This window comes from Streptomyces sp. NPDC045026 (assembly GCF_056432625.1).
In genome coordinates this window covers 107,988-119,347 of record NZ_JBWKIS010000003.1, presented here as the reverse complement: position 1 = coordinate 119,347, position 11,360 = coordinate 107,988, and the positions used below count along the sequence as shown (strand labels likewise).

Genomic DNA, 11,360 nt, shown 5'->3' with positions numbered 1-11,360 from the left:
GGTCCACGAGGTGGCCGAGACCAGGCAGGTGCTCGACATGGTCGCCACGATCGCCGGCCACCGGCCACCCGCCGTCGCCCGCCGCGGACTCGCCTGACGCCGACACCCACCAGAGGCCGGAGGCCGACACAGCCGCCCGAAGCCGGGGAGGCCGCCGCCGGCCGAGCAGTGCGAGAACGGCACGAAGAAGCAGCCCAGGCAGGTGCTCGACATGGTCGCCACGATCGCCGGCCACCGGCCACCCGCCGTCGCCCGCCGCGGACTCGCCTGACCCCGACACCCACCAGAGGCCGGAGGCCGACACAGCCGCCCGAAGCCGGGGAGGCCGCCGCCGGCCCCCGGCGATCACCCACCGCGGGCCGGCTCTTGGGCGCCTGCTGTCAGGAACCCGCTCTCAGGGCCGCTCTCAGGCGCCTACTTGCCGACTTCCTTGGTCACGAGGGCGATCGCCTCTTCCACGTCGTCCGTGACGTGGAAGAGGAGCAGGTCGGCCTCGGATGCCTTGCCCTGGGCGATGACGGTGTTCTTCAGCCACTCGACCAGGCCGCTCCAGTACTGCGTCCCGAACAGGACGATCGGGAAGCGCGTGACCTTCGTGGTCTGGACGAGGGTGAGCGCCTCGAACAGCTCGTCCAGGGTGCCGAGGCCGCCCGGCAGGACGACGAAGCCCTGCGCGTACTTCACGAACATCGTCTTTCTGACGAAGAAGTAGCGGAAGTTCAGGCCGAGGTCGACGTACTGGTTGAGGCCCTGTTCGAAGGGCAGCTCGATGCCGAGGCCCACGGAGATGCCCTTGGCCTCGACGGCGCCCTGGTTCGCGGCCTGCATCGCGCCGGGCCCGCCACCCGTGATGACCGCGAACCCGGCCTCGACGAGCGCCCTGCCGATGGCGACTCCGGCCGCGTACTCCGGCGAGTCCGGCTGTGTGCGGGCGGAGCCGAACACGCTGATGGCGGGCGGGAGTTCGGCGAGCGTGCCGAAACCCTCGATGAACTCCGACTGGATGCGCAGGACCCGCCAGGGATCGGTGTGCACCCATTCGGAGGGACCGTCGGAGTCGAGGAGGCGCTGATCGGTGGTGCTCGACTGGACCTGGTCGTGGCGACGGATCACCGGGCCGAGCCGCTGCTCCTTGGGACGCTTCCTGCCCTCGGGGTTGCTCATTCGCTGCTCCCTCCACTGCGTACGTTCAGCAAGGGTAGGTCTACGCGGGTTACGTGCGAGGGACCTCGGAGTGTCAGGCCGTGAGCCAGGAGCGCAGGCGTTCCTCGGTGGCGAGGATCTTGCGGGTGTCCACGTGCTCGTCCCTCTTGTGGGCGAAGATCGGGTCGCCGGGGCCGTAGTTCACGGCGGGGACGCCGAGCGCGCTGAACCGGGAGACGTCCGTCCAGCCGAACTTGGGGCGGGCCTTGCCGCCGACGGCGGCCATGAAGGCGGCGGCGGCCGGGTGGTCGAGGCCGGGGCGCGCGCCGCCGGTGTGGTCGTCGACCACGTAGTCGTCGATGTCGCAGCCGGCGAAGAAGTCCCGCACGAAGGCCTCGGCCTCCTCGGCGCTGCGATCGGGCGCGTAGCGGAAGTTGACGGTGACGGAGCAGGCGTCGGGGATGACGTTGGTGGCGACGCCGCCCTCGATGCGTACGGCGTTGAGCCCCTCGTGGAACTGGAGTCCGTCGACGACGGGCTTGCGGGGCTCGTACGCGGCGAGGCGTTCGAGGATGGGGGCGGCCTTGTGGACGGCGTTGGAGCCCATCCACGCGCGCGCGGAGTGCGCCCGCTCCCCCTTGGTGGTCAGGATGACGCGCAGGGTGCCCTGGCAGCCGCCCTCGACCTCGCCGTCGGTGCCCTCCAGGAGGATCGCGAAGTCACCCTCCAGCCAGTCGGGGTGGGCCTCGGCCACATGTCCCAGACCGTTGAGGTGTGCGGCGACCTCTTCGTTGTCGTAGAAGACGAACGTCAGGTCGCGGTTGGGCTCGGTGACGGTCTGCGCGATGCGCAGCTGGACCGCGACGCCCGACTTCATGTCGCTGGTGCCGCAGCCCCACAGGATGCCGTCCTCGTCCAGGCGCGAGGGGACGTTGTCCGCGATCGGGACCGTGTCGATGTGCCCGGCGAGAATGACCCGCTCCGCACGGCCCAGGTTCGTCCGCGCGACGAGGTTGTTGCCGTACCGGTCGACCGTGAGGTGCGGCAGGGCGCGCAGGGCCGTCTCGATGGCGTCGGCGAGGGGCTTCTCCTGGCCGCTCGGCGACGGGAAGTCGACCAGCTGGGCGGTGAGCAGCGCGGCGTCCTGTGCGAGGTCAAGGGCGGTGAGGTCCATGGCGTCGACCCTAATGCCCGGCGGCCGCGGGCCGTGTCGGTGGCCTCCAGTACCTTGGACGCGTGCCTGAGCCCCCCACCCTCGTCCGGCGCGGCCGTCTCCTCCGTATCGGGGCGGCCGTCGTGGTGCTGCTCGCTGTCGCCGCGTATCTGGTCGTCCAGTACGTCTCGGGCGGCAGACCGGCCCCGCGCTGCACGGTCGTGTCGGGGAACGACGACGGCGCGTCGTACGAGTTCACCTCCGAGCAGGCGGTGAACGCGGCGACGATCTCGGCCGTCGGCACCTCGCGCGGCATGCCCGAGCGCGCGGTCACGATCGCGCTCGCGACCGCGCTCCAGGAGTCGGGCCTGCGGAACATCCACCACGGCGACCGCGATTCGCTGGGCCTGTTCCAGCAGCGCCCGTCGGAGGGTTGGGGCACGCAGGCGCAGATCATGGATCCGGTGTACGCGGCGGGGCGGTTCTACGAGCATCTGGACAAGATCCCGGGCTATTCGCGGCTGCCCCTGACGGTCGCGGCGCAGCGCGTGCAGCGCAGCGGCTATCCGCAGGCGTACGCGAAGCACGAGCCGGACGCCACGCTGCTGGCCGCGGCGCTGACGGGCCGGGCGGGTGCCTCGCTGACCTGCGAGGGCCGGCCGAGCGGCACGGAGGTCAGGAAGCCGGGCGATCCGGCGAAGGTGCGGGCGGCTCTGGTGCGTGACTTCGGGCGCGAGGTGTCGCCGGCGGCCGCCGGTGGCGGGCACGGCGTGACCGTGCCGGTGCCCGCCACCGTGGACTCGGCCGAGGGCGGGGAGCGGCAGCGCGGCTGGGAGGTGGCGCACTGGGCGGTGGCCAACTCCTCGGCGCTGCGCATCGAGCAGGTGTCCTATGCGGGCCGCGAGTGGACCGCGGGCGACGACGGCGGCAAGTGGAGCGGGACGGCGGCGCAGGCCGCGGCGGGGGCCGCGAAGGGCCTCGGCGAGGTCCGGATCGTCATCGCGCAGTAGTGCGGTTGATAGCTCGATCGGGCGATATGCGTCAGCCGGGGGCGACGCCTCGCACGGTTCTTCGCAGGACCCGTGGGCATATGCGGAATTCCCTTGCGGGCCAAGGGGCGTAGGCGTTTTACGACCTCGCGGGGCGCGTGGCGTTTGCCCGTTTTTCGCCGCAGATGATAATGCGACACATTGCCAACTCTTTACGTTGCGTGAGCGAAACCTTCGCGACCTTCGAGCGGTAGTCACTGCGTCCGAGCGCCGGGCACCCGACGCCGGACACCACCGTTCTCTCCCGTCTAAGGAGCATCAATGTCCCTCCCCCTGACCCGCCGGATCGCCCGTGCCGCGCTGCTGATCGCAGCGGGAGCGGCTCCCGTGGTCGGAGCGGCCGGATCCGCGAGCGCCGTAGACCTCCCGGCCACCCCGAACGTGGGCAGCCTCACCGCGCTCGACGGCGCGAACCTCGGCAACACCGTCGACGGCGCCGCCCAGAGCGCCACCGGCCTCGCGGGCGACACGGGCAGCAAGGCCGTGAAGAAGGCCGTACCGGCCGCCGGTAAGGCCGTGGGCCGGAGCGCCAAGACGGCCACCCCCGCCGCCCAGAAGGCGGCCGGTGACGTCGCGGGCAGCGCCGGCGACGTGGTCGGCCAGACCGCGGGCACGGCCACCAACGGCGGCCTCCCGACCGACGCGCTGGGCAGCGGCCTGCCCGCCGGCGCGCTCCCCGCCACGGGCGACCTGCCGACGCAGGGCCTGCCGCTCGGCTGATCGTCCGGTACACGGCGAAGGGGGCGGGGAGCCTGTGACGACAGGCTCCCCGCCCCCTTCGCTGTGCCGGGTAAGCCGTAAGCCGGAGGCCGTAATCCCTAAGCGGTAACCCCTAGGCCTTGCCGGCCTGGCTCAGGCGCTCGGCCGCCGCGGCCACGCGCTCGTCGCTCGCCGTCAGCGCCACGCGGACGAACCGGTCACCCGCGGGCCCGTAGAAGTCGCCGGGCGCGACCAGGATCCCCAGCTCCGCCAGGTGCGCCACGGTGTCCCAGCAGGACTCGTCGCGCGTCGCCCACAGGTAGAGGCTCGCCTCGCTGTGCTCGATGCGGAAGCCGTGCTCGACGAGGGCGTCACGCAGGGCCGTGCGGCGGGCGGCGTAGCGTCCGCGCTGTTCCTGCACGTGCTGGTCGTCGCCGAGTGCCGCGACGACGGCCGCCTGCGTCGGGGCGGACGTCATCATGCCGCCGTGCTTGCGGATCTGGAGCAGGTCGCCGAGGACGGCAGCGTCACCGGCCAGGAAGGCGGCCCGGTAGCCGGCGAGGTTCGACCGCTTCGAGAGCGAGTGGACCGACACGATCCCCTCGTACGAGCCGCCGCAGACGTCCGGGTGCAGGACCGAGACCGGGTCCGCCTCCCAGCCGAGCTCGATGTAGCACTCGTCGGAGAAGACGAGGATGTCGTGCTCGCGCGCCCAGGCGACGATCCGGGTCAGCTCGTCCTTGGACAGGACGCGGCCGGTCGGGTTCGAGGGCGAATTGAGCCACAGGAGCTTGATCCCCGTCGGGTCGAGCTCTGTCGGGTCGTCGTACGAGACGTGGTCCGCGCGGGCCAGGCGGGCGCCCACCTCGTACGTCGGGTAGGCCAGGCGCGGGTAGGCGACCTTGTCTCCGGGGCCGAGGCCCAGCTGCGTCGGGAGCCAGGCCACGAGCTCCTTGGAGCCGACGATCGGCAGGACGTTGTGGTGGGTGAACCCGCGCGCGCCGAGGCGCCGCTCGCTCCAGCCCACGAGTGCGTCCCGCAGCTCAGGCGTGCCCCACACCGTGGGATAGCCCGGTGAGTCCGCGGCCGCGATCAGCGCTTTCTGGATCAGCTCGGGCACCGGATCGACCGGCGTGCCGACGGAGAGGTCGACGATCCCGCCCTCATGGGCGGCGGCCGTCTTCTTGTACGGCTCGAGCTTGTCCCAGGGAAACGTGGGAAGGCGGTCGGAGACTGCGGACACCTGGCTCACTTCTTTCATACATGCATGCGCACTCGGGCCAACGCCTCGGTCCCGTACGGCGAGCGTGCCGTACGGGACCGGGGTTGCGCGTTGTGCGACCCGCTTACTGGTTCTGCGGCGGAAGCGCGGCGATGAAGGCGTGGTCGCGTTCGATCAGGCCGAGCTTGCTGGCGCCGCCGGGCGAACCGAGCTCGTCGAAGAACTCGACGTTCGCCTTGTAGTAGTCCTTCCACTCTTCAGGAGTGTCGTCCTCGTAGAAGATCGCCTCGACCGGGCAGACCGGCTCACAGGCTCCACAGTCGACGCATTCGTCCGGGTGGATGTACAAGGACCGGGAGCCCTCGTAGATGCAGTCGACCGGGCACTCCTCGATGCACGCCTTGTCCTTCACGTCGACACAAGGCTGCGCGATGACGTAGGTCACGCTGTCGTTCCTCCTCGGTAGGGCGCGGCGGGCCGATCTGCGGCTCGTCCGCGTGGCGCGCGGGAGCGCGGCGTCGTCGATGCCCGCACCTAGTATCTCCGTTCCTGGGCATGATCCGAACAGGAGGGGTGGACCGAGCTGTGGAATTCACTGCGGGCGGACGGCTCGAGCTTCGCTTGACGGCCGCTGACGTGGGAAAACGCGTGTCTGTTCGGCGGCTTGCGGCCGAAGGCTCGCCGGGGGCGAAGTTCACCGACACGGTCGGCGTTCTCACATCGTGGAACGCGGGTGTGCTGCACATCACACGACGGGACGGTGAACAGGTCCAGATTCCGGAATCCTCGCTGGTCGCGGGCAAGGTGGTGCCGCCCGCGCCCGCCCGGCGCCGCGGGCCCGCCGCCTCGTACGAGGAGCTGGCGCGGGCGGCGGCGCGCGCGTGGCAGCCGGTGGAGAGCGAGCGGCTCGGCGGCTGGGAGCTGCGGGCGGCCGACGGCTTCACGCGGCGGGCAAACTCCGTGCTGCCGCTCGGCGATCCGGGGCTCCCTCTCGACGAGGCGCTCGCGCGCGTCGGTGCCTGGTACGAGCGGCGCGGGCTGACTCCGTACATCCAGACCGCGACCGGCGCCGAGGGCACGCAGGAGCTGCTGTGCGCGGAGCTGGACGTGCGGGGGTGGGTGCGTGAGGTCAGTGCGGAGATGTGGATCGGCCCGCTCGCGCCGGTCGCGGACGGCGTGGAGCCGGGCGACCGGGTCGAGCTGACGCGGGAGCCGGGCGAGGCGTGGCTCGGCCGGTACCAGCGCAAGGGCGCGAGCGAGGTGGCCCTGAAGGTGCTGACCGCCGGGCCGTCCGTATGGTTCGCGACCGTGCCGGGCGATGGAGAGGAGCCGGACGCGATCGGGCGGTGCGTCGTGGACGGGCGGTGGGCCGGCTTCGCGGCCGTCGAGGTGGCTCCTTCGCGGCGGCGCCAGGGCCTGGCCTCGGCCGTGATGACGGCGCTCGCGCGCCGCGCGCTGGAGGAGGGCGCGTCGGCGGCCTGGCTGCAGGTGGAGGCGGACAATGAGGGGGCTCGGGCGCTGTACGGGCGGCTGGGTTTCGCCGCGCACCACGCCTACCACCACTACCGGGGCCCGGACCCGGAACCGGCCGGACTCTGAGCGAGGCACGCATGTCCCCCCACATCTCACCCCGTTCCGAGGAGCTGCGCCGGCGGTTCGCCGAGGAGGCGCGGGCGGAGCGGCCCGATCTGTCGCAGCTGTGCCTGCTGGTGGCCGCCGAGGCCGACGGTTCGCTCGACGAGGCCGGGATGGACGCCGTCCAGATGGACCTCGACCGGCTCGCCGGGCAGGTGCCTTTCCGTCCCGGCGGGCCGCGGGAGTGGGCGACGGCGCTGGCCGGGCTGCTGGGCGACCGCTGCGGCTTCCGTGGCTCGCCCGGCGACTACGAGCGGCTCGAGTCGTCGCTCCTGCACGAGGTGGTGCGGCGCAGGCGGGGGCTGCCGATCCTGTTGTCGGTGGTGTGGATGGAGGTCGCGCGGCGGGCCGGGGCGCCGGTGTACGGGGTGGCGCTGCCGGGGCACTTCGTGGTCGGGTTCGGCCCCGCGCAGGACCAGGTGCTCGCCGATCCGTTCGACGGGGGCCAGGTGCTGACCGGCGCGGACGCGGAGCTGCTCGTGGCGGGTGCGACGGGGGCGCCGCTGAACGCGTCGATGCTGCGGCCGGCCGACCCGCTGGACGTCGTGCTGCGGATCCTGAACAACATCCGCGCGTGGGCCGCCGCGCGGCCGGAGCGCTCGGACGTGGCGATGTGGGCGGTCGAGCTGTCCCTGCTGCTGCCCACGCACCCGGCCCGGCTGCGCTACGAGCGGGCCCAACTCCTGGTCCGCAGCGGGGACTTCCTCGCGGGGGCGGCGGAGCTGGACGCGTACGCGGATGTGGTGGGCGCCGTGGACGCCCCGGCCGCCGAGACGGTGCGCGCGCAGGCGCGGGCGGCCCGCGCGATGCTCAACTGACCGGGCTCCCCGCGCCCAGCTACAGCCACCCCTTCTCGCGGGCGATCCGTACCGCCTCCGCCCTGTTGCGCACGGCGAGCTTCTGGATGGCCGTCGAGAGGTAGTTGCGGACCGTTCCCTGCGACAGGTGCAGGGCCGCCGCCAGCTCGGCGTTGGTCGAGCCGTCGGCCGCCGCGCGCAGGATCTCGCGTTCCCGGTCGGTCAGCGGGTTGGCGCCCCCGGCGAGCGCGGCGGCCGCGAGGGTGGGGTCGATGACGCGCTCACCGGCGAGCACCTTTCGTACGGCTTCGGCGAGTTGGGCCGCGGGGGCGTCCTTGACGAGGAAGGCGTCGGCGCCGGACTCCATCGCCGTACGGAGATAGCCGGGGCGGCCGAACGTCGTGAGGACGACGACCTTGAGGGCGGGCAGGTGCTCGCTGAGCTGGGCGGCGGCCTCGATGCCGGTCATGCCGGGCATCTCGATGTCCAGGAGCGCCACGTCGGGGCCGTGGGCGCGGGCCGCCGCAAGCACCTCGTCGCCGCGCGCCACCTGGGCGACGACCTCGATGTCGGGTTCGAGGCCCAGGAGCGCCGCGAGGGCCTCCCGCACCATCGACTGATCCTCCGCGAGCAGGACCTTGATCTGAGCGCTCATGCGGCGGATCCTACGGAGCCCACCGGCACCCGGGCCACCAGCAGGAACCCGCGGTCCCGCCCGGGGGCCGCCTCCAGGGTGCCGCCGACGGCCTCGACGCGTTCGCGCAGGCCGGTCAGGCCGTTGCCGGGAACGCCGCTGCCGCCCGCCGCGGCACCGGCCCCGTCGTCCTGCACCGTCAGCTCCATGACGGGGCCGTCCAGGGTCTGGCGGCGGGCGATGCCGACCGTGCAGCGGTGGGCGCCGCTGTGCCGTACGGCGTTGGTGACGGCCTCGCGCAGGGTCCAGGCGAGGGCGGCCTCCTGTTCGGCGGGCAGGTCGTCGGGGGCGTCCGCGGGGACGTCGGCCTCGATGCCGGCGGCGCCCAACGCGGCGCGTGCTCCGGCCAGTTCGGTGCCGAGGCGGGGGCGGCGGTAGCCGGTGACGGCCTCCCGGACGTCGACGAGTGCCTGGCGGCTGACCTGCTCGATGTCGGCGACCTCCTTGCCCGCCTTCTCGGGGTGGTCGGGGAGCATGCGGCCGGCGAGCTCGCTCTTGAGCGTGATGAGGGAGAGCGAGTGGCCGAGCAGGTCGTGCAGGTCGCGGGCGAGGCGCAGCCGCTCCTCGTTGGCCGCGAGCTGGGCGACGGTGGCGCGCGCCCGGCGCAGTTCGACGGTCGTGCGCACGAGTTGGCGTACACCCGTCATCGCGAAGCCGCCGAGGAGGGCCGGTACGACCAGGCCGAGGTCCCAGCCGCGGCCGAGCGGGATCCCGAGGAGGACCATCCCGACGGTGACCAGGACGATCGTCCAGCGGGCGTACCGCATGGGCAGCACGGCCCCGCAGGACACGGAGACGTAGACGAACAGGACGAGCCAGGGGGCGCCGAGCGTGAGGGACATGACGACGGCGACGGCGGCGAGCGCCCCGAGGATCGCGGCCAGCCGCCCAGGGCCCATGGCGCGGGCGGTGTGCCGGAACACGAGGACCAGGTAGACGCCGACGAAGCCGACCAGGCCGAGCCAGCCGAGCGCAGTGGCCCAGGCCGTGTGGCCGCCGCCCACGAGATCGTTGATCGGGTCCGCCATGAAGACCAGCCAGATGCCGATCCACAGCAGCTTGCGCAGGGCCTCACGGTGATTGCGGGGCGGCTGCCCCATGCCGGTGAGCCTGATCTCGTCCGACGTCGTGGCGTTCACGCCTTCAGGGTGTCCTTCCGGTACAGCCAGGCCGCGCCGCCGGCGAAGACCAGGAAGTAGGCGACGATCAGCGTGACGTCCTTGCCGTGCGGGGCGTTGCCCAGCTCGATGGCCTGGCCGAGGGCAGCGTACGCGTGTGTGGGCAGCCAGGACGCGATGTCGCTGAGCCACTGCGGGAAGCCGGTCGAGGGGAACCACAGGCCGCCCAGGATCGACAGGCCGAAGTAGACGATCATCGTGATGGGGCGGACGGCGTCGCCGCTCGCGAGGTAGCCGATGGCGACGCCGAGCGCGGCGAAGCAGAGGCTGCCGGCCCAGATCGCGACGACGAGGGCGAGCCACTGCCAGGCGTCGAGGCGTACGCCCTTGGTGACCGCGGCGACGACGAAGACGACGACGATGGACGGCAGGCTGACCACGGCCGCGCTGGCCGTCTTGGCGAGGACGTAGCCGCGCCCGGGGAGCGTCGTCAGGCGCAGCTGGCGCACCCAGCCGCTCTCGCGCTCCTTGGCGATGCGCTCGCTGTTGCCCATGAGGACGGCGGTCAGGGCGCCGAAGGACGCCATCGACACCATCATGAACGCGGCGAGGTTCAGGCCGGTGCCGTCGACCATGGTCGAGCTGTCGGAGCTGCCCGCGATGAGCAGGAACAGGACCGACGGGTAGACGACGGAGAAGAACAGAAACTTCTTGTTGCGCAGGGCGCGGGTGATTTCGAGCTTGATCAGGCTGTTCATGACGTCCTGGCCTCCTCGGCCGTGGTGATGGCTACGAAGGCCTGCTCCAGGCCGAGTCCCGCGACCTCCAGGTTGCGCGGGTAGACGCCGAGTCCGTACAGGGCGTGCACGGTGGCGTCGGCGTCGCTCGACTGGAGGCGGACGGTGCGGCCCGACACGTCGAGGGTGGTGAGGAACGGCAGGGCGCGCAGGGCGTGTTCGTCGATGTCGCCCTCCAGGTCGAAGGCGACCTTGCGGGCGCCCGCCCTGGCCTTGATCTCGGCGGCGGTGCCGTCGGCGAGGAGGCGGCCGCGGTGCAGGACGAGGACGCGGTCGGCGATCGCGTCGGCCTCCTCCAGGTAGTGCGTGGCGAAGAGGACCGTGCGGCCCTGGTCGGCCTGTTCGCGCATCGTGGCCCAGAACGCCTGGCGGGCCGAGACGTCCATGCCGGTGGTCGGCTCGTCGAGCACGATGAGGTCGTTGGCGCCCGCGGTGGCGAGGGCGAAGCGGACGCGCTGCTCCTGGCCGCCGGAGAGCTTGTTGACCTTGCGGTCGGCGATCTGCGTGATGCCCGCCCGGGACAGCACCTCGCCCGGCTTGTACGGCTTGGGGTGCAGGGCGCAGGCGAGCTTCACGAGCTCGGCCACGGTGACCTCGTCCATCAGGCCGCCGCTCTGCAGCATGGCGCCGACGCGGCCCTGGACGATCGCGTCCCGGGGGCCGGTGCCGAAGACACGGACAGTGCCGGTGTCCGCCGGGCGCAGGCCGAGGAGGAGGTCGAGGGTTGTGGACTTGCCCGCGCCGTTCGGGCCGAGGAGGGCGACGGTCTCGCCCGGGTGCAGTTCGAGGGTGAGCCCGTCCACGGCCCTGACGTCCCCGTAGCTCTTGCTCACCCGCTCGAAGCTGACCACCTCGGTGGCCTTGGCTGTCGTTGTCATGGAATCCATGGTGCCGGGCGGGGGCGGGTGGCCGGCAGTGTCGGGAGGCCGTTGTCCGGGATGACAGATGTCATGTCCGCTGTCACGTCCGCCGTCACGTCTGCTGTCACGGTCCGCGGGAGACAGCACAGCGGGCGGGCCCCCGCGAAGGGACCCGCCCGGTGTGTGACGTTAC

The 11,360-nt window shown here is 72.3% G+C and carries 12 protein-coding genes; 4 read left to right on the top strand and 8 right to left on the bottom strand.

The features are described 5' to 3' along the window. Positions 1 to 414: 414 nt before the first annotated feature. On the bottom strand, positions 415 to 1,164 hold the full coding sequence (locus AC07EJ_RS07925) for an LOG family protein (RefSeq protein ID WP_389478527.1): 750 nt from the start codon (positions 1,162 to 1,164) through the stop codon (positions 415 to 417). A 73-nt stretch (positions 1,165 to 1,237) separates the two neighbouring features. Next, complete coding sequence (gene dapE / locus AC07EJ_RS07920; protein ID WP_362903732.1) at positions 1,238 to 2,317, bottom strand: succinyl-diaminopimelate desuccinylase; 1,080 nt, start codon at positions 2,315 to 2,317, stop codon at positions 1,238 to 1,240. A 62-nt stretch (positions 2,318 to 2,379) separates the two neighbouring features. Here dapE and AC07EJ_RS07915 point away from each other — a divergent pair, with 62 nt between their 5' ends. After that, positions 2,380 to 3,306, top strand: a complete 927-nt coding sequence (locus AC07EJ_RS07915; RefSeq protein ID WP_389478526.1) for a VldE C-terminal domain-containing protein — start codon at positions 2,380 to 2,382, stop codon at positions 3,304 to 3,306. 300 nt (positions 3,307 to 3,606) lie between these two features. Further along, positions 3,607 to 4,065, top strand: coding sequence for an ATP-binding protein (locus tag AC07EJ_RS07910; protein WP_389478524.1), 459 nt, complete (start codon positions 3,607 to 3,609; stop codon positions 4,063 to 4,065). Positions 4,066 to 4,177: 112 nt separating this feature from the next. Here the strand turns inward: AC07EJ_RS07910 and AC07EJ_RS07905 are convergent, their stop codons facing one another. Both AC07EJ_RS07905 and fdxA read right to left on the bottom strand, forming a co-directional pair. Beyond that, positions 4,178 to 5,287 carry a bifunctional succinyldiaminopimelate transaminase/glutamate-prephenate aminotransferase gene (locus AC07EJ_RS07905; protein ID WP_389478522.1) on the bottom strand — a complete coding sequence of 370 codons (1,110 nt, stop codon included), beginning with the start codon at positions 5,285 to 5,287 and terminating at the stop codon, positions 4,178 to 4,180. A 103-nt stretch (positions 5,288 to 5,390) separates the two neighbouring features. Continuing rightward, positions 5,391 to 5,711 (bottom strand): ferredoxin, encoded by a 321-nt coding sequence (fdxA, locus tag AC07EJ_RS07900; RefSeq protein WP_030573070.1) that lies wholly within the window; start codon positions 5,709 to 5,711, stop codon positions 5,391 to 5,393. Positions 5,712 to 5,851: 140 nt separating this feature from the next. On the opposite strand from fdxA, the gene AC07EJ_RS07895 reads away from it, so the two are divergent. Together AC07EJ_RS07895 and AC07EJ_RS07890 are read left to right on the top strand one after the other, a co-directional pair. Then, positions 5,852 to 6,865 (top strand): GNAT family N-acetyltransferase, encoded by a 1,014-nt coding sequence (locus AC07EJ_RS07895; protein WP_389478521.1) that lies wholly within the window; start codon positions 5,852 to 5,854, stop codon positions 6,863 to 6,865. Positions 6,866 to 6,876: 11 nt separating this feature from the next. Continuing rightward, positions 6,877 to 7,719 carry a transglutaminase family protein gene (locus tag AC07EJ_RS07890; RefSeq protein ID WP_478883953.1) on the top strand — a complete coding sequence of 281 codons (843 nt, stop codon included), beginning with the start codon at positions 6,877 to 6,879 and terminating at the stop codon, positions 7,717 to 7,719. 19 nt (positions 7,720 to 7,738) lie between these two features. Here AC07EJ_RS07890 and AC07EJ_RS07885 read toward each other — a convergent pair whose 3' ends face one another. Genes AC07EJ_RS07885 through AC07EJ_RS07870 form a run of 4 tightly spaced genes read right to left on the bottom strand, consistent with a single transcriptional unit; the run spans position 7,739 to position 11,185 of the window. Continuing rightward, positions 7,739 to 8,353, bottom strand: a complete 615-nt coding sequence (locus AC07EJ_RS07885) for a response regulator (RefSeq protein ID WP_389478517.1) — start codon at positions 8,351 to 8,353, stop codon at positions 7,739 to 7,741. Then, a complete protein-coding gene (locus tag AC07EJ_RS07880) occupies positions 8,350 to 9,492 on the bottom strand; it encodes a sensor histidine kinase (protein WP_389478652.1) in 1,143 nt (380 codons plus the stop codon). The genes AC07EJ_RS07885 and AC07EJ_RS07880 overlap by 4 nt, the downstream gene beginning before the upstream one ends. A 35-nt stretch (positions 9,493 to 9,527) precedes the next feature. Next, positions 9,528 to 10,268, bottom strand: a complete 741-nt coding sequence (locus AC07EJ_RS07875) for an ABC transporter permease (protein WP_389478515.1) — start codon at positions 10,266 to 10,268, stop codon at positions 9,528 to 9,530. Beyond that, positions 10,265 to 11,185, bottom strand: a complete 921-nt coding sequence (locus tag AC07EJ_RS07870) for an ABC transporter ATP-binding protein (protein ID WP_362903717.1) — start codon at positions 11,183 to 11,185, stop codon at positions 10,265 to 10,267. The genes AC07EJ_RS07875 and AC07EJ_RS07870 overlap by 4 nt, the downstream gene beginning before the upstream one ends. Between the last annotated feature and the right edge of the window lie 175 nt (positions 11,186 to 11,360).

Coding starts and splice junctions, on each gene's coding strand:
- AC07EJ_RS07925 (WP_389478527.1), bottom strand. CDS start 1,164: ATGAGCAACCCCGAGGGCAGGAAGCGTCCCAAGGAGCAGCGGCTCGGC.
- dapE (WP_362903732.1), bottom strand. CDS start 2,317: ATGGACCTCACCGCCCTTGACCTCGCACAGGACGCCGCGCTGCTCACC.
- AC07EJ_RS07910 (WP_389478524.1), top strand. CDS start 3,607: ATGTCCCTCCCCCTGACCCGCCGGATCGCCCGTGCCGCGCTGCTGATC.
- AC07EJ_RS07890 (WP_478883953.1), top strand. CDS start 6,877: ATGTCCCCCCACATCTCACCCCGTTCCGAGGAGCTGCGCCGGCGGTTC.
- AC07EJ_RS07885 (WP_389478517.1), bottom strand. CDS start 8,353: ATGAGCGCTCAGATCAAGGTCCTGCTCGCGGAGGATCAGTCGATGGTG.
- AC07EJ_RS07880 (WP_389478652.1), bottom strand. CDS start 9,492: ATGGGGCAGCCGCCCCGCAATCACCGTGAGGCCCTGCGCAAGCTGCTG.
- AC07EJ_RS07875 (WP_389478515.1), bottom strand. CDS start 10,268: ATGAACAGCCTGATCAAGCTCGAAATCACCCGCGCCCTGCGCAACAAG.
- AC07EJ_RS07870 (WP_362903717.1), bottom strand. CDS start 11,185: ATGACAACGACAGCCAAGGCCACCGAGGTGGTCAGCTTCGAGCGGGTG.